The organism is Streptomyces sp. NPDC017448, from assembly GCF_044330565.1.
In the GTDB taxonomy this organism is placed as follows: Bacteria; Actinomycetota; Actinomycetes; order Streptomycetales; family Streptomycetaceae; genus Streptomyces.
The window spans coordinates 159816-179876 of record NZ_JBIRLM010000001.1 but is presented as its reverse complement, the minus strand read 5'-3'; the positions used below and the strand labels follow the sequence as shown (position 1 = coordinate 179876).

The following is a 20061-nucleotide window of genomic DNA, read 5'->3' as shown; positions in this document are numbered from 1 at the left end:
CCCGCAGGGCCGAGGGGCTGCTGACCGGTGTCACCCTTCCCCGCTCCGCGGCGACCCCAGCATGGTCAGGGCCAGTTCCGTCAGTTCGCCCGAGACCTCGCCGGGGCGGGCGCGGCGGCTGCGGCGGGTGTGGTGGGCCATCAGTTCGTGGACCGTGCCGACCATCACCATCACGTCCACCCGGTGGTCCCGGTCCTCCGCCTCGCCGCGTTCCACCGCGCGCTCCGCCTCGCCGGTCAGGAACTCCGTCCACAGCGCCCGCCAGAGCTTGCAGTGCTCGTCCACCACGGCGCTGACGCCCAGCACTTCGACGAACGTCACACGGGCCTCGCGCGGGTCGGCGGTGACGGCCTCCACGTACGCGTCGAAGAGCAGCCGGACCCGCTCCGCGATCGAGCAGTCCTCGATGCCCTCGGTCAGCAGGGCGCGCTCCATCGCCCGCAGACCGGCCGTGGTGACCCGGTTGTGGAGGGCGATGAGCAGCCCTTCCCGGGAGCCGTACTCCTGGCGCAGCACCTCGACCGGCACTCCGGCCGCCTCGCACACATCGTGCTCGGCGGTCGCCCGGTAGCCGTTGACGCCGTACAACTCTCTGGCCGCTTCGAGGAGTTGTTCCCGCGCCTGCGTACGCGCGGCACCCCCGGGCCCGGTCCGCTGAACCGTCCAGCTGTCCGCCACCGGTCCTCCTTGAGCGCAAGCTGCGGGAGAGGCGCCTGAGCGCCTCTGCACGAACCGCGGGCCCATTGTGCTCGCCCCTGCGAGGTGCGGGCGGCCTCGCCACACCCATACGGGGGAATACCCGCACGCGGAAACGCTTCTTCTTCGTGCGCCCCCGACGCCCCCGCACATCCGTCCCGGTCCGCCGCTTCCGGTCCAGCCACTTCCGGTCCAGCCACTTCCGGTTCGCCGCTCCCGGTCCCCCGTCATCCGCCCGCACAGGTGTCCCACATGCCGCCGACCCCGCGTTGAACGCGTTCAAACAGCTCTGGCACGATGGCCGGAGCCGCCGCCCACCAGGCGTGGGGCGTACATCCACGTGCGCGAGGGGGAATGAACGGTGCAGAAGAAGCGGCCCTGGGGCCTGTCCCTGTTGCTCTCGATGCTGGCGCTGCTCCTGGAAGCGGCGATCGCGCTCGTCGTGAGCGTGTACTACGGGTTCACCCAGGAGTCCCCGAACGCCGGGGGCGGTTCGTCCGTGCTGCTCCTCCTGGCCCTCCCCGTCATCAGCATGTTCGCCACCCTGGTCGCCGGCCTGCTCTCCGTGGCCTTCGTCCTCCCCACCGTCCGGCTGAGCGAGGTGCTGGGCCGCCGGTTCGGCGGGCAGGGGGCGTGGTGGTGGACGCCCGTGGTGGCGGGAGCCGTCTCGCTCGCGGTCGTCGGCGTCGCCGTCGCCCTGGCCGGCGGGTCGGGGGCCGTCGCCTTCGCGGTGGGGTGGGTGCTGACGACGGCCGCGCTCACCGTTCCGGCGCTGCTCTGGCGGTCGCGCCGGGAGCGGGTCTTCGGGCCGGTGATCCTCTGGGGAGTGGTCGCCGTCGTCCTCACCACCGTGCTCGGCGGCGTCGGTTTCTGGGCAGGGCTGCTCCAGGAGTACCGCCCGCCCGCTCTCACCTCGGCGGACGTCGTCGGACGCTGGACCGACGGAGGCGGCGGGACCGTCACCTTCACGCCGGACGGCCGCGTCACCGTCGTGGACATCGACGAGGACCTCGACGCCCACGACGACTTCACCGAGGCGGACCCGAAGGGTGGGGACGACCGCTGCTCCGGACAGGGCGCCTGGACGTACGAACCCGGTCCGGGCCGCTGGTCCCAGGAGGTGCACGTCACGGTCGACTCCTGTGCGTTCGACTACTGGAACGTCGGCGGGACGGAGACCCGGCCCACCCTCTACCAGTACATCGGCGACCCGGACTCCGGGGACCTGTACAGGCTGAGGAAGGTGGAGGCGAGCGGCTGGTAGTGCTGGTCGGGTCTGCCGTCTCTGAGGTCTCGGCCGGTGGCTGCGAGGAGGCCGTGGTGACCATCGACGTGGCTCCGGCCGCAGACGAGGACGAACCGCACCGGCTGTTTCAGCGCGAGTTCGGCTTTCCGGACTCCCACGGTCGGAACCGGAGTGCCTTCCGGGACGTACCCGGCCGGTCGTACGCAGCGCCGGAAGACAAGAGCTGCGGCGATGACAGTGATCGTCAGAGTCCTGCCCGGCGCGCGCGCAGACGCTGCCAAGCCGCGATTCCGAGGGTGATGCCCCAGATCAGGAAAAGGGCGTACCAGAACAGTCCCCAGGCCGCCTGCGGGTGGGCGTCCTGGGCTGCGAAGGCCGGGGCCGAGACCACGCGGCCGGCGTTGATCAGGTACTGCATCGCGAAGTACGTGAAGCCCCAGAGAGCCATGCCGATCGCGGCGAGTCCCGACGGGACGGCGATAAGGAAGGCTGGGACGCGGCGTCCCCAGGGGCGCACCAGGGCGAGAGAGAGCACGGCGCCGAACACGGCCACGGCGCCCATCACCCAGTAGCCGATGGCGGCCTCCAGGTTTCCCTGCGGTGCCGTGGCGAAGTCCCCGGGGAACATCGCCGGGACATCGGCGCCCCACCAGAAGTGGGGCGCCGCATATCCCAGGGCCGCTACCGCGGCCACGTAACCGGGCCACGCGGGCTGCGAGGCGGGCAGTGAGGTCGCGTTCTCCATCGCCATCAGGTCCTCCAGGACACTCGGGTTCGGGCGGCAGTTCGACGTTCCCGCCGTGAACCGAGTCTTCCCGACCAACCCCCTCGTGCGGATCGGTCCGCCGGACGAACCCGTACTCCCCCACCCGGCGGAGACCGGTCCACGCGGGTATCAGCTGCCGGTCACTCGGCCCTTCCCCACCCTGCCGCAGCCGTGCTTCTCGCTCTGCTTGCCCTGTTCGGCGTCGTCTTCGGCATCGGGGTGCTGTCATGCGCCGTAGTGGCAGAGGCCGGACGAAGACGGTCGGAAGCCTCCTGCAGGAACAGCGGGCACGACTTCAGCCTCAGCGGGACCGGACGCCCCCTAGGAGCGTGCGTCGGTGTCGGGCCAGTCGTCGGACGGGCCGAGGTGTTCCCGGAGCGCGCGTCGGCCGGTGTCGGTGAGAGCGACGGCGCGGCCGGTGCCCACCCGGGTGATCCAGCCGGAGTCGAAGGCGTGACGGCATACGGCGGCGCCGACGGTCCCGGCCAGGTGCGGGCGGCGCTCCGTCCAGTCCAGGCAGGAACGGACGGGCGGACGCCGTTTGTCGGACGGAAGGGGGATGCCGAGCTCGTGCAGCCAGGCGGTCCCGTTGCCGGTGAGCGTCAGCCCTTGTTCCCAGTCCAGCAGCCCCCGTTGGGTCATGGCCGTGGTGATCGCGACCCCCAGGGCGCCGGCGAGGTGGTCGTAGCACGTGCGGGCGCGTGCCAGCGCCCGGCTGCGGTTGACCGCCGGCAGCGAGGGGGCCGAGGCAGCGCGTCGAGGAGCCATCGAAGCGAGGTTCTCGATCAGTTCCGCCGTGGCGGGGTCGGCCAGGCGGACGTAGCGGTGACGGCCCTGACGCTCCTGTGCCAGCAACCCTCCGGCGACCAGGAGGTTCAGGTGCTCGGTCGCCGTCGAGGCGGCCACCCCGGCATGGCGGGCCAGCTCGCTCGCGGTCCATGCCCGGCCGTCCAGCAGCGCAAGGCAGAACCCCGCCCGGGTGCCGTCGGCCAGAAGACCGGCCAGGGCGGCCAGGTCCGGGCCCTCGGAATGCGTGTCACGGCTGTTCATCGCCGTCCATCATGCACCGGGGATCCTTCGGTGCGCGCCGAAGCGTCCCCGCCCTACCTTCGAGCCCCATGAACACCTTGACGCCGGGCAGCGTGCCCGCCGACACCTCGGCGGCTCACGTGGCCATCACGCCGAGCATCCTGTACTTCGGAACACCGGTCGTACTGCTCTCCACGGAGAACGAGGACGGCTCCCCCAACCTTGCGCCGATGTCCTCGGCCTGGGCCTTGGGACAGGTGATCGTCCTGGGTGTGGGGGTCGAGGGGCAGACCGCGCACAATCTCCGCAGTCGACCCGAGCTGGTGATCAACCTGCCCGCGCCGACCCAGTGGCCGGCGGTGGAACGGCTCGCACCGCTCACCGGGCGCGTTCCCGTGCCCCTGAGCAAACAGGGCAGCTTCCGCTGCGAACGGGACAAGTTCGCGGCCGCCGGGCTGCGGCCCGAGCCCTCCGAGCTGGTCCGGCCGCCCCGGGTCGCCGCATGCCCCTTGCAGCTGGAGGCCCGCGCCGCCCGGGTCCGGCCTGACGTCACCGGCGTGTTCCTCATCGTCGAAGCCCAGGTGCTCAAGGTCCACGCCGATCCGCGCATCGTCGTCCCCGGCTCTCAGCACGTCGACCCGGCCAGGTGGAGCCCGTTGATCTACAACTTCCGCCACTACTACGGACTCGGCCCCGAGCTCGGCCACAGCTTCCGTTCCCAGACACCCCGCTGAAACCATCCGGGCCCCTACCGGCCTCGGCGAGCCCGGCAGGACACGGCGGGGAAGCCACCGGGCCGGTATCGGCGGTCCCGCTGTAGCACCCTCGCCACCCACGCCCTCTTCGAGGCCCGCTGACGTCTGTCCGCGCCCGTCCGGCCGGACGCCCGTCCGGCCGGAAGGCGCTCTGCGGGAAGTCCGGCGCCCCTCAGCCGAAGGCGACGCCCAGGAGGAACGGGGCGAGGGTCAGCGTCACCGCCAGCGACCAGTACGGGTACGAGGGCGCCCCGCCGATCAGACGGCGGCGCATCCACAGGTTGAGCAGGGCCCAGACGATGCCGAAGACGCCCACCACCGGCACGGCGATGACCAGCCCCGGCAGGACCCCGTCGTTCTCGGTCGGCTCCCGCTGGGTCCAACCCATCTCAGCCAGAGGCCAGTTGGAGAGCAGGTACCAGATCAGGAAGAGCGGCACCACGGCCGGTATCCCGAGCAGCAGGTTGGCCGTCACCGGGACGAAGGTCTTCCACAGCCGCGTACGTCCCACGGACCCCCCGTTTCCGATCGGGCCGGCCCGGCGCCGGGCCCGTGGCGGCAGCTTTTCACGAACCGGTCGCCCGCACCTCTCAGCGGTCGACGCGCCCGCGCTTCGCAGGGGTCCTTGCGCCCGTCCCTCTCCACGCCCGTTGCCCATGCCTCTCAGCGGCCGTCGCACCCGCGCCTCTCAGCGGTCCAGGAACTCCGCGCAACGCAACGGCCCCACCACCGGGCCCTCCCCCGGGCGAATCGTCACCTCCACCTCGTCCGCCCGGACCGCCGACTCCCGGGCGGACTGGAAGCTGGCCAGCGTGCAGACCAGTTGACCCGTCACCTGGTCCCGGGCCCCCGCCCAGTACGGCCCCTCCAGCCCCACCGTGACGCGGGCCCCGTCGCCGGTCACGGTGTAACCGCTGGGCGCGTGGAGCAGGGTGGTCAGCCCCTCGCGGCGTTCGGCGTCCGTCGGCCCCTGGGCCAGCAGCTTCATCACCGCTTCCAGCGTGTCGTTCTCCCGGTCGAGCAGGGGCACGGCCCGCAGCCCGGCGTCGGAGGCGTAGTAGAGCCGTTTCCCGCGCGTCAGCCCGGAAGCGGGTTCGCCCGCGTCTATCACCCCGGTCGGCCGCACCCCGACCCCGCAGCCGGTCAGCGCGGTCAGGGCCGCCGCCAGCGCCGCGAGGGCGGCGACGCCCCGGCGGCGGCTCATCGGTCCCCCTCCTCGTCCGTACGGCGCGGGGCCGCCGGCAGGACCAGCGTGAACAGCGCACCGCCGCCCGGCCGCGGGGCGACGTCGATGGAGCCGCCGTGCAGCCGGGCGTTCTCCAGCGCGATGGCCATGCCGAGGCCGCTGCCCTGACCGCCGTCCAGCCCGGCCCCCGGCCCGGCTTCCCACCCGGCGGCCGGCCCGCCGCCCTGCTCTCCGCCCTGCCCCCCGCCCCGGCCGTCGTGCCCGGCCGCGGCGGTCCGGGTGCGCGCCTCGTCCGCCTTGTAGAACCGGTCGAAGACCCGCTCCCGGGCCTCCGGCGGCAGGCCCGGACCGCAGTCCGCGACCTCCAGCACCACCCGGCCGCCCCCGGGCGCGGCCAGGGTGACCGTGACCGGCGGGGCCCCGTGCTTGAGCGCGTTGCCCACCAGGTTGGCCACGATCACGTCGATGCGCCGCCGGTCCACCACGGCCCGTACGCCCTCGGGCAGCCGGAGCGTCACCCGGTCCGTCCACCCGCGCAGCGCCAACGACGCCCGTACGGTGTCGGCGAGGTCGGTCTCCGACGCGTTGAGCCGGACCGCCCCGGCGTCGAAACGGGAGATCTCCATCAGGTCCTCCACCAGCCGGGAGAGCCGGGCCGTCTCCGCGCCCACGGTGCGGGCCGCCCGGGCGGCGTCCGCCGGGAGCCGGTCCGCGTCCTCCTCCAGGACCGTCGCCACCATCGTCATCGCCGCCAGCGGGGTGCGCAGTTCGTGGGACACGTCCGCCACGAACCGCCGCGCCTTCGCCTCCTGCGCTCTCAACTCCGCGTCGGACGACTGGAGGGCGTCGGCCGTCCGGTTGAACGTCCGTGCCAGGTCGGCCAGTTCGTCGTGGCCGCGCACCGCGACCCGGCTGCCGAGGTCGCCCGCGGCCAGTTCGCGGGTGGCCCGCCCCAGCTTCCGTACCGGCCGCAGGACCGTCCCGGCGGCCAGCAGCGCCAGCAGGGCCGCCGCCACCACCACGGGCACGATCCCCTCCTGTACGGAGTCCAGCAGGGCGGCGGTGTCGTCGCGCTCGGCCCGCAGGTCGGTGATGGCGAAGACCTCCAGGCCCGAGGCGCGCCGGTCCCCGTCGGCGTACGTCACGGGCGTGCCGACCACCAGGTACGGCTCGCCGCGCCACTCCACGCGCTGGAACCGGGCCCCGTCCCCGGCCCGCACGGCCGCCCGCAGCTCGGCGGTGACCCGGCCCTCCGTGTCCGCGTACGTGTCGGAGACCGCCGACAGGTCCTCATGGCGGGCGACCACGATGCGCGCGCCCAGGCCCTCGGAGACCTCCGCCGCGAACCGGGACAGCGACCGCTGGTCGGGCGGCAGGTCGAACCCCGCCGCCACCACCGCGACCCGCTCCCGCAGGTCGTTCACGGCGGTGTTCTGGGTGCGCTGGAGGACGGCGGTGCGGGCGTCCCGGTAGGCGAGGGCGGTCGCGGTCACCGCGCTGACCAGGGCGACCAGGACGAAGGTGACGACGAGTCGGACCCGCAGCCCGCCGACGAACCGCCGGGGGCCGCGGCGAAGGGGCCCGGACCGCCGGGGGCCGGGGGGAAGGAGTCCGCGCCGCCGGGGGCCGAGCCGCAGGGGACCGAGCCGAAAGGGCCCGGATCGCACGAGCCCGGACCGCACGGGCCCGGACCGCCGGGGGCCGTGTCCCGGCGGGCGGCCCTTCACCACGGGCCGAAGCGGTAGCCGAAACCCCGCACGGTCTGGACGTACCGGGGCCGGGCCGGCACGTCCTCGATCTTGGCCCGCAGCCGGCCCACCGCCGCGTCCACCAGCCGGGAGTCGCCCAGGAACGTGTGGTCCCACACCGACGCCAGGAGCTGCTCCCGGGTGAGGACCCGGCCCGGCGCGGCCGACAGCTCCAGCAGGACCCGCAGCTCGGTGGGCGGCAGGGCGATGGGCGTGCCGCGCTTGGTGACGGTCAGCCCGGCCCGGTCGATCACCAGGCCGCCGTGGTCGGTGCGGTCGCCGTGATCCGCGCGACCGGCCCCCGTGCCCGTCCCCGTGCCGGACGCGCCGGGCCCGCCGCCCGAGAACGGTTCCGCGCGGCGCAGGGCGGCCCGGATGCGGGCCTCCAGGACGGGCGCGGTGACCGGCTTGACCACGTAGTCGTCGGCCCCCGCCTCCAGCCCGGTCACGATGTCCCGATCGTCGCCGCGCGCGGTCAGCATGATGATCGGCAGGGCCGCCGTACGGGCCCGGATGCGGCGGCACACCTCGAAGCCGTCCATGCCGGGCAGCATCAGGTCCAGGACGGCCAGTTCGACCGGCGCGCCCCGTTCCCCCGCGAGCAGCGCCAGGGCCTCCTCGCCGGTGGCGGCGGTCTCCACGCCGTACCCGTGCCGGCGCAGCACGAGCTCCATCCCGTCCCGTACGGAGGCGTCGTCCTCGATGAGCAGCACATGCGGCATGGGCCCGATTATGCGCACGCCCCGCGTCTCCCCGCCTCCCCTCCTCGGGGCTCAGGCCCAGGTGGGAGGCATTGTTACGTTCCCATCATGTGCCCATGCACCGGCCATCACGCAGGGCGGCCAGCGTGGGGCCCATGAGCTTCCCCACCACCACCGCCGGGCTCCGCCTGGCCGCCTTCGTGGCCGTGCCCGTCCTCGCCCTCACCGTCGCCTGCGGCGGCGACGGCACCGGGACCGAGGGCCACGGCGCGATCGCCGACGCACCGCCCGCGAAGACCGAGCCCTCCGGGGACGGGAACACCGGGAAGGAGGACACGCCGAGCGCCAAGCCCGCCGGGAAGAGCGCCTTCTACGACGCCCAGGTGGCCTTCGTCCAGTGCATGCGCGCCAAGGGCGGCTACCCGGAGTACCCCGACCCCAAGCTCAGCGGCCACCTCGACTGGTCCAAGGTCAACGAGCTCGGTTCCCAGCCCGGCCGCAACGACGGCATCAAGGCCGGGAAGAACAACGCCTGCCTGACCGAACTCCAGGCGTCCATGGCCGCCGAGCCCAAGCGCGACCAGCAGAAGTCCTACGAATCGATGCTCGCGCACGCCCAGTGCATGCGGGACAACGGCGTCAGCCGGTTCACCAACCCGGTGATGTCGGGCGGCAACGCGGTCCCCGGCGGCGACCCGAACCCGGGCTCCCCGGTCATCGACCCCGATTCGCCCGCGTACAAGCAGGCCCGGAAGGCGTGCGCGTCGAAGCTCCTCGACGGACTGGACGGAATGCAGTGAAGCGTTCCACCATCGCCCTCCTCGCCCTGGGCTCGGTGACCGCCGCCGTCACCGGGGGCGTCCTGCTCCTCGGCGTCGGCGGCGGGGCGGGCGCGGAGGACCGGGACGGCGACGGCCTGCCGCCCGCCACGGCCACCGTCGTCCGCACCGACCTCGTCCTCTCCAAGACCGTCGACGGTCGCATCGACTTCGCCCAGCGCCGCGCCGTCAAGGCCGCCGTGGAGGGCACGGTCACGGTGGCGGCCGCCGAAGGGACGACCGTACGGAGAGGAGAGGCCCTGTACGAGCTGAACGACAAGCCGGTGACGCTCCTCTACGGTCCGGTCCCGGCGTTCCGCGAGATGAAGACGGGCGCCCGGGGCAGCGACGTCCTCCAACTGGAGCGCAACCTCCGGGACCTGGGGTACGGAGCGGGGCTGTACGTCGACACGGAGTACGGCTCCGACACCGAGGCCGCCGTCAAGCGGTGGCAGAAGCAGCTCAACCGCGAGACCACCGGCAGGGTCGGCCGGGGCGACGTCGTCTTCCAGCCCGACGAGGTCACGGTGGTCTCCGCCGACGCGGCCCTCGCCGACCAGGTCGGCCCGGACGCCCCCGTCCTGACGATCGCCTCCACCAAGCCGGTCGTACGGGCGCAACTGGAGCAGACGGACGGGGCGCTCACCGCACGCGGCACGAAGGTGGAGGTGACCCTGCCGAGCGGGCGGACCGAGGCCGGGAAGGTCGCCGGGACGGTACGCCCGGAGGGGGACGACGCCGCCGGGGGCGGCGGCCAGGAGGGCATCACCGTGGAGGTGGTCCTCGACGGCGGCTCCCGGGCCGTGTCCGGCGAGGACGCCGAGGCGACGGCGAGCGTCACCTTCGTCAGCGAGGCCCGCGAGGGCGTCCTCGCGGTGCCGGTCGAGGCGGTGGTGGCCCTGCGCGGCGAGAGGGGCGGGTACGGACTCCAGGTCGTCCGCGGCAAGACGTCCGAGATGATCCGGGTGGAGACGGGCATGACGGCGGACGGGCGGATCGAGGTCAGCGGGGACGGGCTGCGCGAGGGCATGAAGGTCGGGGTGGCGAAGCCGTGACCGCACACCGCCCGGACCCGTCCGCACACCGCCCGGACCCATCCGTGCCACGGCCGGACCCGTCCGCACACCGTCCGGACCCGTCCGTGCCACGGCCGGTCGTGGTCGAACTCCGTGACGCCTCCAAGTCCTACCCCGGTGGCGTCCACGCCCTGCGCTCCGTGAACCTCACCGTCCACGAGGGCGAACTCCTCGCGGTGGTGGGCCCGTCCGGCTCCGGCAAGTCCACGATGCTCAACGTCATGGGCACCCTGGACCGGCCCACCACGGGCACGGTCCGGTTCGCCGGGTACGACGTGTCCGCGCTCTCCGACGCCCGCCTCTCCGCCCTGCGCGCCCGCCACATCGGCTTCGTGTTCCAGCACTTCCACCTGGCGGCGGGCCGCGACGCGGTGGACAACGTCGCCGACGGGCTGCTGTACACGGGCGCCGCCCTCCGGGAGCGGCGCGAGAGGGCGCGCCGAGCACTGGACCGGGTGGGCCTGGGCCACCGGACCTCGCACACCCCGAACGAACTGTCCGGCGGCGAGAAGCAGCGCGTGGCCATCGCCCGCGCCCTGGTCGGCGCACCCCGGCTGCTGCTGGCGGACGAGCCGACCGGGGCCCTGGACACCGCGTCCGGCGCCGTCGTCATGGAGCTGCTGCACGAGCTGAACGCCTCCGGCACCACCGTCTGCGTGATCACCCACGACCAGCAGATCGCGGCCTCGCTGCCGCGCCGGGTCCGCTTCCGGGACGGCGAGGTGGTGGCGGACGAGCGCTCCCCCGCAGGGGGCGAGGGCTCCCCCGCAGGGGGTGGGGGCTCCCCCGCAGGGGGTGGGGGCTCCCCCGGGCGTACGGCGGGCCCCACCCCCGTACGTACGGCAGAACGCCCCGCCGCCGAACGCACGAGGGAGGGCGCATGACCCCCGGACTGAGACCGGCCCGGCTCTCCGCCCGGGACGTCCTGCGCCTCGGCGCGGTCGGGCTGCGGGCGCGCCGCGCCCGGGTGGTGCTCTCGGCGCTCGGCATCGCCATCGGCATCGCGACGATGGTCGCGGTCGTCGGCCTGTCCGAGTCGAGCCGCGCGGACCTGATGTCCCGCCTCGACCGCCTCGGCACCAATCTCCTCACCGCCGAGGCCGGCGACACCCCGCTCGGCGGCACGGTCGAGCTGCCGAAGAACGCGGTGGCGATGGTCGAGCGGATCGGCCCGGTCCTCCACGCCACGGCGACCGCCGAGGTCGACGCCCGGATCCGCCGCAGCGACGTCGTCCCCGAGGAGCGCACCGCCGGGGTCACCGCCCAGGCGGCCCGGACCGATCTGCTCTCCACCCTCGGCGGCAGGGTCGCCCGGGGCACCTGGCTGACGCGGGCCGGGGAGCGGCTGCCCACGACCGTCCTGGGCGCGGTGGCGGCGGACCGGCTCGGCATTGCCCGTCCCGGCGAGACGATCATGATGAACGACGTGCGCGTGGTCGTCGTCGGCATCCTCGAACCCGTCGAGCTGGTCCCGACCCTGGACCGGGTGGCGCTGGTCGGTTTCCCGGCCGCCGAACGCCACTTCGGTTTCGACGGCCGCCCCACCACCGTCTTCGAGCGCTCCACGGACGCCTCGGTGGAGGACGTGCGGGCGGTGCTGGCCCGTACGGTCAGCCCCGGCAACGAGGCCGCCGTCCGGGTCTCGCGCCCCTCCGACGCGCTGGCGGCCCGGGCGGCGGCCGACAAGGGGCTGACGACCCTGATGCTCGGGCTGGGCGCGGTGGCCCTCCTGGTCGGCGGGGTGGGTGTCGCCAACACGATGGTCGTCTCCGTGCTGGAGCGCCGCCAGGAGATCGGGCTGCGCCGCTCGCTGGGGGCGACGCGCAACGCGATCCGGCTCCAGTTCCTGACCGAGGCGCTGCTGCTGTCCGCGCTGGGCGGGGCGGCGGGAGCGCTATTGGGGGCGGGCGCGACGTACGGGTTCGCGCGGGTGCAGGGGTGGACGGCGGTGGTCCCGCCCTGGTCCCTGGCGGGCGGCCTGGCCGCGACCCTGCTGATCGGCGTCGTCGCGGGCCTCTACCCGGCGGTCCGCGCGGCCCGTCTGCACCCGACGGCGGCGCTGAACGCGACCTGAGGGGCGGGGCGGTTACGGTGCCGGGCGGTTACGGCACCGGACGGTTACGGTGCCGGGCGGTTACGGCACCGGACGGTTACGGTGCCGGGCGGTTACGGCGTGAGGCGGCGACCACGCGTGGGGCGGGGGCAACCGCGCGGGGCGGGGGCAACCGCGCGGGGCGGCGACCACGCGGAGGAGGCGGGCCGTGGGGAACGGTGCGGGCCCGCCTCAGGGGGTGACCCGCTCGACACCGCGCCGTTCCGCGAGCTTCGCGACGGTCAGGCAGTAGAGCGGGGCGAAGACGAGTTCCAGGACGAGGGCCTGCCAGGGGGCGTCGGCTGCGGTGCTGCTGTCGTCGAGTTCCCCGAAGCCCGCCGCCAGGCCGAAGGCCAGCAGGTTGTTGGCGGTGTGCAGCACGATCACCGCTTCGAGGCCGCCGGTGCGGATCACCAGCCAGCCCCACCACAGGGCCGAGTAGAACAGCAGGAGGAATCCGGAGAGTTCGCCGAACCCGTGGGCCAGGGCGAACAGCAGGGACGCCACGACGATGGCGGGCCACGGTGAACGCACCGTCCGGCCGATCGCCTGGACCAGCCAGCCCCGGAAGACGTACTCCTCCGCTGCGGCCTGGAACGGGACGAGCGCCAGGATCACGGCCAGGCTCAGCAGGAAGTAGGGCCAGCCCGGGAAGCCTCCGTCCGACTGGGTGAGCGGCTCGGAGTCCCAGGTCCACGCGATCAGCAGCCCGATCTGCAGGATCATCAGCGGAACGCCCACGGCGGCGCACCACCCGAGCCAGCCCCAGCGCAGCCGCCCGACGACGGAGGACAGGGTTCCGGCGGGCCGCCGGCCCAGGAGCCGGACGACGCCCATGACGACGGGTATGCCGATCGCGATGCCGAGGAGCGAGACCACCAGCTCCGCGACCGGGTCCTCGAAGAAGACCTCGCTGTCGGCCGAGGCGGGCCCCGCGTCCAGCAGTTCGGCGATGATCATGCCGATCAGGCTGATGCCCAGGATGCCCACCACGACCAGCAGGAGGGCGACCACCAGCTCGCCCAGCCAGCCGAACCGCCCGCCCTGGCCGTTGCGCCCCTGCTCGTCGTAGCGGGAGCCCGAGGGCGCGCGTACCGGGCCGGACGGGGGGCGGCCCCACGGCGGGGGCGCGTCCCAGCCGCCCTGCCAGGACGCCGGGGGCGGGGGCGGGGGCACCGAGCCGGCCGGACGCGACGGGTCGGCCGGGGCCGACGGCGGTGCCCAGGGCGACGGGGGCGGGGACCAGGGCGACGGGGGCTGGTTCGGGGGTACGTCGGGAGGCGGGTTCACACCAGCGATCTTCGGCTGCCGTCCCGGCACCGGTCAACGCGGCAGCGGGATCGGGGGGAGGCGCGTCACCCCAGGCGTCCCACCGCACACCGCTCCCTGCACACGGCTCCCTGCACACGGCCCCGGCGCCACGAGGGCGGCGCCGGGGCCGTGGGGCCGGGCTCCCTACTTACGGAGCTGGCGCCAGGTGGACGGCCCGACGATGCCGTCCGCTCCGATTCCCCGGGCGCGCTGGAACGCGGTGACCGCGCTCTTGGTCGCCGGGCCGAACTGCCCGTCGACCGTCACGCCGTGACCGTGGTAGCCGAGGAGGCACTGGATCTCCCGGACCCGGTCGCCGGTGGCTCCCTGGCTGATCACGACATTCCACGCCCAGCTGTAGCCCGCGGTCAGCCCCGCGTAGTCCACGCCCACCTTCCAGTAGACCGAGCACGTGGCCTGCGCCGAGACGGCCGTCGCGTTCCGCCCCGTCTCCGTCGAGGCGGCCGCGGTGCCGGGGCCGGCCAGCACGGTCCCGAGAGCGAGGGCCGAACAGACGGCTGCGCCGGTGAACGCGCCACGGAACCGCGTCGATGACCGCATGCTCATGTTTTCTCCTTGGTCGGTGCGGTTTGTCATGAATCAGACCGAGTCGGGCTGATGCGGCGACACATTGGCACGGCAAGGAAATGGCCACCAGAAGCCCTGCTCTGTTCCGGACAGAACGAAACTGTCCCGCGGCAGCCTTGCCCGGGCGTGAATCGTGATTCCGAAGGAGCGGTCACCCACGGAATCCGCCGGCGGACGACGAGCCTCCCTTTCCCCCGCGCCTGCGATACAGCCGGGTGATCAGCGGATCGAGTCCTCCGTCTCCGCCGACTCGTACCTCCATTCCGCAGGCAGGCCCCCTGCCCATAAGAAAGGAACCAGCGAAAGTCCCCGCAGAGGGCCTGGTGGCCGCAGCGTGCAGAGGATCCGGGGAAAGCATGTGACCGGTCTGCCTGTGGAGCAGCGGTAGACCGGAGAGTGCACTCCTCAGGCCGAAAACTCTTGATCGTCTTCCTGGGCGGTGACCCGTAACGTGGCCCGAAGTGGCCGCTCGGCCCTGGACGTTGGAATTACGTGCAGTCCGGAATCCGAGGGTTGACCTCGCAGTGCGGTGCAAGGGGTATCCGTCGAGGGCGGCTTCCGGGTCACCGGTCCGGCCCATGCCGCGGTGATCAGATCGTTGCCGCTCTCCGTACAACCGAGGAGAGCCCTCCCCGGTCACACAGTCAGCCGCGAGGAGGGCCTCCGGCAGGAGAGAAGCAGGGGCGGGGGCAGAAGATGCGCAAGACGGTGTGGAGAGCGGCGGTGGCCGGCGGGGCGGCGGCCGTGTTCACCGGGGTGGCGGCGGTGCCGGCCGGGGCGGCGGAGGGCGGGGTCTCCTTCAGCCGGGTCACGGTGAACGGCGGGAAACCGATCGTGCTCGGGGTGAAGAAGGAGGTCGAGCTGTACGTGACCTTCCGGATGACGACCAAGCTGAAGTACAAGTCCGGGCCGATCGTGTTCCCCTACCGGGGCAAGGTGGGCTCCAGCGAAACGCTGTGGAATTCCATCATCACCAACGATTGCCTGGTCGTGGACAAGGCCAAGGGCATCTGCGACTTCGAGGAATGGCTGACCATCGATCCGCGGCACTACGACTTCGGCAACGAGGACGCGGGCGCCTGGAAGACCGCGGCCAGGGTGTACCTCCCCAAGGGCGCCGAGGACGTCGACGACCAGAAGCTCCCGCTCCAGGTCAAGCGAGCCACCCGCGTCACGGTCAACGCCTCCCCGGAGCCGGTCGGGAAGGGCAGGACGATCACCGTGACCGGACGGGTCACGCGGGCGAACTGGGACACCCACACGTACCAGGGGTACGCGGGCCGCACGGTGAGCCTCCAGTTCAAGGCGGCGGGCGCCTCCTCGTACAAGACGGTTAAGAAGGCGGTGTCGAACCGTACGGGGGCGCTCAAGGCCACGGTGAAGGCGGGCGCGTCCGGGTCGTGGCGGTGGACGTACTTCGGCAACACCACATCCGGCGCGAACTCGTCGGCCGGGGATCGGGTGGAGGTGCGGTAGGCGACGGGCGTCCGTGGCACCACGGGCGGCATCGTGTCGCCCGGCGCCACGGGCGGCATCAGGTCCCCCCTCCTTGTCACCGTTGAAGTCCCCAGCAGCCAGCATGCGGATGGTGTTCCATCCAGCGCCGACAATCGAAGATCCGGTAACGCCACCCGCGCCGTTGCCGGGGGTAGAGGTAGAGGCGGTAGCGGTTTCCGCAGCTCTGGGCCTGGACCTGGAGCTGAATCCGGCCTGGATTACCGAGTTCAGCGCCCGGCCCGCAGCCGCCCCCGGCCTCCCGCCGGGAGATCAGTCGCCCTGCCCCACCGTGGTCGTCCGCACCAGCGACACCGGCTCCGACTGCTGGTTGGAGGCGGAGACGCGGGTGGTCTCCCGCGTGAGGCGCAGGCCCATGGTGGTGAGCGCGTCGGTGTCGTACAGGGCGCACAGGAGCGCCGCCGCCTCGGAGAGCGACATCGTGTCCATCGGGCCGTGCCCGAACTGGGCGGCCATGTCGGGGTCGTCGAGGGCGGCCTGCTGCGCGTGGGCGAGCACCTGGTGCGGGTCGTCGACGACGAGTTCGTCGATCTGAATGCGCTGGGCACGGACGCGCAGGTCGAGCGGGCGGGGCGGAGCCGACCTCGGGGCGGCGACGACGGACCGGAGTTTCGGGCGGGGGTGCGGGGCCGGATCGGTCAGGTCGGTCAGATGGTTCATGAGGTGGGCTCCAGAGAACGGGCCGCCGGAACGACGGTGCGTGGAACGGCAGTGCACGGAACAACCGGGGCGGTACGGAGCTACGGGCGGGGCGGAGGTAGAGGCGGTACGGAGCCGGGAGCGGGGCGGACGGAAGGACGGCGGGGGCGGGCCGGGTGGTGCGGGCTTTCAGAGCGGGGCGGGGTTCCGGAGCGGGACGGGGCCGGGCTTTCGGAAGGGCCCGGGGGGCGGGTTTTACGGAAGGGGCGGGTTGTACGGAAGGGTCGGGGGCGGGCCTCACCACGGGGTGGTAGCAGGGTCGGGGTCGAGGACGGAGACAAGATCGATACGGTCCTGCCCAGTTGGCGTGGAATCCGGTCGGACATGCTTACCTTGGGAGCGCCGTGCGAACGTCGCAAGGTGCGCTGTGTGCACTCCGCGCAGACTGCGCGGAGTGTCGGGTAGATCGAGCCGAATCGGGGGGCGCGGTGGCGCGCGAGAGATCGGGCCGGACGGCGCGGCATCTGGTCCTGGTGGCTCGCCTGCGGCGTCTGCGGGAGGGTGCCGGGCTGTCCGTGCCGCAGGCCGCCGCGCAGTTGGGGTGGCACCCCTCGACGCTGCGGCGGCTGGAACAGGCGCAGACCTCCCTCGACGTGGGCCAGGTGTCCGCCCTGCTCGCCGTCTACGGGGCGGGCGCGGCCGAGACCGACGACATCATGGGGCGACTCAACTCCGCCAACATGCCCGGCTGGTGGCATCCGTGGCGGGACGCGATGGACCCCTGGCAGATGGACGTGATGAGCGTGGAGTCCGCCGCGGGCGTCGTGCGCACCTGGAACCCGGCGCTGGTGCCGTCGCTGCTGCGCACCCCCGCGTACGCGATGGCCGTCGACGCGGTCACGCATCCCGATCGGGACGAGTCCGTACGGCGCCGACGGGCCGACTTCCTGATGGAGCGTCAAAAACGGCTCCAGGAGCAGCAGACGCGGCTCTGGGCGCTGTTTCCCGTCACCGCCCTGCGCTGCCGCGTGGGCGGCGACGAGGTGATGCGCGAGCAGGTGCAGGCCCTGCGCCGGATCGCCGAACGGGGCGATGTGACCGTGCAGTTGCACCCCGAGTACGCACCCCCGCACCCGTTGACCGGCATACCGGCGTTGAGCCTGTACCGGGTGGAGGTCCGGGAGATCGCGGACCATGTGGTGCGGGAGGGGGGCCTCCCCGGAACGGCGGAGGTGTGGGACAGTCCGCACCCGGTGCAGACGTATCAGGGAATGCTGGACGTGTCGTGCGTGATGGCGATGCGGCCGGCTCGAACAGGAGAGGTGTTGCAGGATGAGTACGACCGGAAATGGGCCTGACGGAAATGGGCCGGAACTGCCCGCCCAGATCGACACGAGCGTCGCGCACTCCGCACGCGTCTGGAACTACTGGCTCGGCGGCAAGGACAACTTCCCCGCGGACCGGGCGGCGGGCGACGCGTACCGGGAGAAGTACCCGCTGATCGAGACGTTCGCCCGGGAGTCGCGCGACTTCCTCCGCCGCACGGTCACCTACCTCGCCCGGGACGCGGGGATCCGGCAGTTCCTCGACGTCGGCGCGGGGCTGCCGACCGCCAACAACACCCACGAGGTCGCCCAGCGGATAGCCCCCGACTCCCGGATCGTCTACGTCGACCACGACCCGCTGGTGCTCCTGCACGTCCACGCCCTGCTGACCAGCACCCCCGAGGGCGCGACCGCGTACGTCGAGGCGGACATGCGCGACACCGACGCCGTGCTCGCCGGGGCGGCGAAGACCCTGGACCTGACCCGGCCGGTCGCCCTCGTGATCAGCGACGTCCTCGGGCACATCGTGGACTGGGACGACGCCCTCTCCCTCGTCCGCCGCCTGGTGGACCGCCTCCCCTCCGGCAGCTACCTCTCGCTCAGCCACTCCACCGCCTCCGACGACGCCCACCGGGCCGTCCAGGACGAGTACAACGCGAGCGGCGCGATCCCCTACATCTTCCGGGAGCCGGAGGTGACGGTCGCGTTCTTCGAGGGGCTGGAGATGGTGGAGCCGGGCATGGTGTCCTGGCCGAACTGGCGGCCCGACGCCAACACCGGCACCACCACGGCCCGAGCCGGGTGGGGCGCGGTCGCCCGCATCCCCTGATCCACGGTCCACGATCCACGTACGCAACCGCCGCACCGCGCCCGGGGCTTGCCCGGCCGCGGTGCGCACGGCCGCAGAGGCTTGCGCATGAGCACCCCAGGCACGACCGACCACGGGGCCGCCGGCCCGTGGGGCGCCCGCGACGGGCGGGACACGGCGGCCCGGCTGCTGCGTGCGGCGACCGGCTCCGGGGCCGGGCTGATCGCCGAGGCCGCGTCCCTGGTCCAGGGGTGGGCCGTACTGGCCGACCCGATCGCCGGGGCTGTCTACAGCACCCCTGCCGCCGCGGCCGCCGACGGCGTCCGCGTGGCGGCGGCCCCGCAGGAACATCCGTACAGCGTCCAACTCCCCGCCGCCGGAGCCGTTCTCGTCCTGACGCCCGCACCGGCCGTGCCCGCCGGGCACACCAGTCACGTCGCCACGACCACGGCCGCGCTTCTGGAGGTGCGCGGGCAGCGGGCGGCGGAGCTGCGCGGAGAACAGATGCGGCTGCACACCACCCTTCTGCGGCTGCTGCTGGCCGGACACGCCGACGCCGTCGTGGACGCCCTGGGCGGGGGCGGGTACTCGCACGTCACCGTCTACCGGCTCACCGGCGACGACGCCCCCGCCGCCCACCAGGTCCTCTGGCGGGCCGTACGCCCCGCTCTCGCCCCGCACACCGACGCCTGCACACTGCTGGGCCGGATCGACGGCGAGCTGGTCGTCGCCGAGGTGCACCGCGGCGCCGACGACGGCCGCATCCTGCGCCTGGTCTCCCGGGTGTGCGAGCGGCACGGCATGCTGGCGGGCATGGCTGGGCCCCTGCCGCTGGCCGAGATGCCCACCGCCTACGGCGACGCGGCCGCCGCCCGGCACAGCGCCACCCCCGCCCACCGCATCGCCCCCGCCGACGCGATCGGCGCGCCCCGGCTCGCGCCGCTCCTGCCGACCGCCCCGTACACGCGGTGGGCGGCGTCCGCGCTGCGCCCGCTGGACCCGGCCCACCGGCACCTGCTCCTGGTGTGGCTCCGCACCGGCAGCACTCCCCGCGCCGCCACGGCCCTCGGCCTGTCCGCCGGAACGGTACGGGCCCGGGTACGCGAGTCCGCGCGCCTGCTCGACGCGGACCTGGAGGACGCCACCGTCCGGGCCCGCCTGCTGCTCGCCCTCCGCGCGCCCGCCGGGGAGGGGGAGGGGAACGGCTCCGGGGGCGAGGGCGGAGCCGGGGCCGGGGACGAAGGCGGAGCCGGGGACGAGGGCGGGGCCGGGGCCAGGGAGGAAGGCAGAGCCAGGGCCGGGGCCTGGGGACCGGGTCAGGCGTGCGTGACGGCCCCCCGGACGCCGACCGCCGGAGGCCGGGGCGCTCCTGTGCCGCCCGGCCCGTCCCGGTTGGACGCGCTGCCGGGCGGGCTCCTGGACACCGAGGCGGTACGGGCCTGGGCCGGCGGGCTCGTCGACGGCCTGGAGCCGCACCTGCGGATCGCCCTGACCTGCTGGCTGCGCCACCACGCCCGTACCGCCCCCGCCGCGGCCGAGCTGCACGTCCACCGCACCACCTTGGCCAACTGGATCGGCCAGTGCGCCGAACACCTCGCGCAGAATCTCGCCGACGCCACCGTGCGCGCCGAGGTCCACCTCGCACTGGGCATCACCCGGAACGGCGCCGACGACCCGGCGGACCTGCCCCGGCGCGGCGGACGCACCTACCGCCGCATGTGAACGGCCCCGCCCGGCCCCGGCGCCGTGGGCAAGGGCCGCG

The 20061-nt window shown here is 73.6% G+C and carries 20 protein-coding genes; 10 read left to right on the top strand and 10 right to left on the bottom strand.

What is annotated here, in order from left to right:
- Positions 1-30: 30 nt before the first annotated feature.
- The gene (locus ACH4K1_RS00725) at positions 31-678 is read right to left on the bottom strand and encodes a TetR/AcrR family transcriptional regulator (RefSeq protein WP_398085027.1); all 648 of its coding nucleotides are present in this window, start codon (positions 676-678) and stop codon (positions 31-33) included.
- Between the two features lie 379 nt (positions 679-1057).
- Between ACH4K1_RS00725 and ACH4K1_RS00720 the strand changes: the two genes are divergently transcribed.
- Complete coding sequence (locus ACH4K1_RS00720) at positions 1058-1960, top strand: hypothetical protein (RefSeq protein WP_398085025.1); 903 nt, start codon at positions 1058-1060, stop codon at positions 1958-1960.
- A 226-nt stretch (positions 1961-2186) separates the two neighbouring features.
- Here ACH4K1_RS00720 and ACH4K1_RS00715 read toward each other — a convergent pair whose 3' ends face one another.
- Together ACH4K1_RS00715 and ACH4K1_RS00710 are read right to left on the bottom strand one after the other, a co-directional pair.
- A complete protein-coding gene (locus ACH4K1_RS00715; protein ID WP_398085022.1) occupies positions 2187-2693 on the bottom strand; it encodes a DUF3995 domain-containing protein in 507 nt (168 codons plus the stop codon).
- Positions 2694-3029: 336 nt separating this feature from the next.
- Complete coding sequence (locus ACH4K1_RS00710; RefSeq protein WP_398085020.1) at positions 3030-3758, bottom strand: ArsR/SmtB family transcription factor; 729 nt, start codon at positions 3756-3758, stop codon at positions 3030-3032.
- A 68-nt stretch (positions 3759-3826) separates the two neighbouring features.
- Here ACH4K1_RS00710 and ACH4K1_RS00705 point away from each other — a divergent pair, with 68 nt between their 5' ends.
- Positions 3827-4471 carry a flavin reductase family protein gene (locus ACH4K1_RS00705; RefSeq protein ID WP_398085017.1) on the top strand — a complete coding sequence of 215 codons (645 nt, stop codon included), beginning with the start codon at positions 3827-3829 and terminating at the stop codon, positions 4469-4471.
- Positions 4472-4664: 193 nt separating this feature from the next.
- On the opposite strand, the gene ACH4K1_RS00700 is transcribed toward ACH4K1_RS00705, so the two are convergent.
- The 4 genes from ACH4K1_RS00700 to ACH4K1_RS00685 all read right to left on the bottom strand — a co-directional run bounded on the left by ACH4K1_RS00700 (position 4665) and on the right by ACH4K1_RS00685 (position 8148).
- The gene (locus ACH4K1_RS00700; protein WP_398085015.1) at positions 4665-5003 is read right to left on the bottom strand and encodes a hypothetical protein; all 339 of its coding nucleotides are present in this window, start codon (positions 5001-5003) and stop codon (positions 4665-4667) included.
- A gap of 177 nt (positions 5004-5180) precedes the next feature.
- Entirely contained in the window at positions 5181-5696 is a 516-nt protein-coding gene (locus tag ACH4K1_RS00695; protein ID WP_398085012.1) for a GerMN domain-containing protein, read from the bottom strand.
- Positions 5693-7222: an ATP-binding protein gene (locus tag ACH4K1_RS00690; protein WP_398086529.1), complete on the bottom strand. Its 1530-nt coding sequence runs from the start codon at positions 7220-7222 to the stop codon at positions 5693-5695. The genes ACH4K1_RS00695 and ACH4K1_RS00690 overlap by 4 nt, the downstream gene beginning before the upstream one ends.
- Before the next feature lie 179 nt (positions 7223-7401).
- Entirely contained in the window at positions 7402-8148 is a 747-nt protein-coding gene (locus ACH4K1_RS00685) for a response regulator (protein WP_398085009.1), read from the bottom strand.
- Between the two features lie 134 nt (positions 8149-8282).
- Between ACH4K1_RS00685 and ACH4K1_RS00680 the strand changes: the two genes are divergently transcribed.
- The 4 genes from ACH4K1_RS00680 to ACH4K1_RS00665 are packed head-to-tail and all read left to right on the top strand — an operon-like array spanning position 8283 to position 12095.
- Positions 8283-8927 (top strand): hypothetical protein, encoded by a 645-nt coding sequence (locus tag ACH4K1_RS00680; RefSeq protein ID WP_398085007.1) that lies wholly within the window; start codon positions 8283-8285, stop codon positions 8925-8927.
- Positions 8924-10000, top strand: a complete 1077-nt coding sequence (locus ACH4K1_RS00675) for a peptidoglycan-binding protein (RefSeq protein WP_398085005.1) — start codon at positions 8924-8926, stop codon at positions 9998-10000. The genes ACH4K1_RS00680 and ACH4K1_RS00675 overlap by 4 nt, the downstream gene beginning before the upstream one ends.
- 44 nt (positions 10001-10044) lie before the next feature.
- Positions 10045-10905 carry an ABC transporter ATP-binding protein gene (locus ACH4K1_RS00670; protein ID WP_398085002.1) on the top strand — a complete coding sequence of 287 codons (861 nt, stop codon included), beginning with the start codon at positions 10045-10047 and terminating at the stop codon, positions 10903-10905.
- Positions 10902-12095: an ABC transporter permease gene (locus ACH4K1_RS00665; RefSeq protein WP_398084999.1), complete on the top strand. Its 1194-nt coding sequence runs from the start codon at positions 10902-10904 to the stop codon at positions 12093-12095. The genes ACH4K1_RS00670 and ACH4K1_RS00665 overlap by 4 nt, the downstream gene beginning before the upstream one ends.
- A gap of 210 nt (positions 12096-12305) precedes the next feature.
- Here ACH4K1_RS00665 and ACH4K1_RS00660 read toward each other — a convergent pair whose 3' ends face one another.
- Positions 12306-13403: a lysostaphin resistance A-like protein gene (locus tag ACH4K1_RS00660; RefSeq protein ID WP_398084997.1), complete on the bottom strand. Its 1098-nt coding sequence runs from the start codon at positions 13401-13403 to the stop codon at positions 12306-12308.
- Between the two features lie 165 nt (positions 13404-13568).
- The gene (locus ACH4K1_RS00655) at positions 13569-13991 is read right to left on the bottom strand and encodes a peptidoglycan-binding protein (RefSeq protein ID WP_398084994.1); all 423 of its coding nucleotides are present in this window, start codon (positions 13989-13991) and stop codon (positions 13569-13571) included.
- A gap of 717 nt (positions 13992-14708) precedes the next feature.
- Here ACH4K1_RS00655 and ACH4K1_RS00650 point away from each other — a divergent pair.
- Positions 14709-15488 carry a hypothetical protein gene (locus tag ACH4K1_RS00650; protein ID WP_398084991.1) on the top strand — a complete coding sequence of 260 codons (780 nt, stop codon included), beginning with the start codon at positions 14709-14711 and terminating at the stop codon, positions 15486-15488.
- A gap of 291 nt (positions 15489-15779) precedes the next feature.
- Here the strand turns inward: ACH4K1_RS00650 and ACH4K1_RS00645 are convergent, their stop codons facing one another.
- A complete protein-coding gene (locus tag ACH4K1_RS00645) occupies positions 15780-16187 on the bottom strand; it encodes a hypothetical protein (protein ID WP_398084989.1) in 408 nt (135 codons plus the stop codon).
- Between the two features lie 467 nt (positions 16188-16654).
- Between ACH4K1_RS00645 and ACH4K1_RS00640 the strand changes: the two genes are divergently transcribed.
- From ACH4K1_RS00640 to ACH4K1_RS00630, 3 genes are all read left to right on the top strand, one after another.
- Positions 16655-17524 (top strand): helix-turn-helix domain-containing protein, encoded by an 870-nt coding sequence (locus ACH4K1_RS00640; RefSeq protein ID WP_398084986.1) that lies wholly within the window; start codon positions 16655-16657, stop codon positions 17522-17524.
- On the top strand, positions 17499-18320 hold the full coding sequence (locus ACH4K1_RS00635; protein ID WP_073765267.1) for an SAM-dependent methyltransferase: 822 nt from the start codon (positions 17499-17501) through the stop codon (positions 18318-18320). Before ACH4K1_RS00640 ends, ACH4K1_RS00635 begins: the two co-directional genes overlap by 26 nt.
- Positions 18321-18407: 87 nt before the next feature.
- Positions 18408-20021 carry a helix-turn-helix domain-containing protein gene (locus tag ACH4K1_RS00630; protein WP_398084982.1) on the top strand — a complete coding sequence of 538 codons (1614 nt, stop codon included), beginning with the start codon at positions 18408-18410 and terminating at the stop codon, positions 20019-20021.
- The last annotated feature ends 40 nt before the right edge of the window (positions 20022-20061 follow it).

Coding starts and splice junctions, on each gene's coding strand:
- ACH4K1_RS00715 (WP_398085022.1), bottom strand. CDS start 2,693: ATGGCGATGGAGAACGCGACCTCACTGCCCGCCTCGCAGCCCGCGTGG.
- ACH4K1_RS00645 (WP_398084989.1), bottom strand. CDS start 16,187: ATGAACCATCTGACCGACCTGACCGATCCGGCCCCGCACCCCCGCCCG.
- ACH4K1_RS00705 (WP_398085017.1), top strand. CDS start 3,827: ATGAACACCTTGACGCCGGGCAGCGTGCCCGCCGACACCTCGGCGGCT.
- ACH4K1_RS00710 (WP_398085020.1), bottom strand. CDS start 3,758: ATGAACAGCCGTGACACGCATTCCGAGGGCCCGGACCTGGCCGCCCTG.
- ACH4K1_RS00680 (WP_398085007.1), top strand. CDS start 8,283: ATGAGCTTCCCCACCACCACCGCCGGGCTCCGCCTGGCCGCCTTCGTG.
- ACH4K1_RS00685 (WP_398085009.1), bottom strand. CDS start 8,148: ATGCCGCATGTGCTGCTCATCGAGGACGACGCCTCCGTACGGGACGGG.
- ACH4K1_RS00630 (WP_398084982.1), top strand. CDS start 18,408: ATGAGCACCCCAGGCACGACCGACCACGGGGCCGCCGGCCCGTGGGGC.
- ACH4K1_RS00665 (WP_398084999.1), top strand. CDS start 10,902: ATGACCCCCGGACTGAGACCGGCCCGGCTCTCCGCCCGGGACGTCCTG.
- ACH4K1_RS00635 (WP_073765267.1), top strand. CDS start 17,499: ATGAGTACGACCGGAAATGGGCCTGACGGAAATGGGCCGGAACTGCCC.
- ACH4K1_RS00695 (WP_398085012.1), bottom strand. CDS start 5,696: ATGAGCCGCCGCCGGGGCGTCGCCGCCCTCGCGGCGCTGGCGGCGGCC.
- ACH4K1_RS00650 (WP_398084991.1), top strand. CDS start 14,709: ATGCGCAAGACGGTGTGGAGAGCGGCGGTGGCCGGCGGGGCGGCGGCC.
- ACH4K1_RS00655 (WP_398084994.1), bottom strand. CDS start 13,991: ATGAGCATGCGGTCATCGACGCGGTTCCGTGGCGCGTTCACCGGCGCA.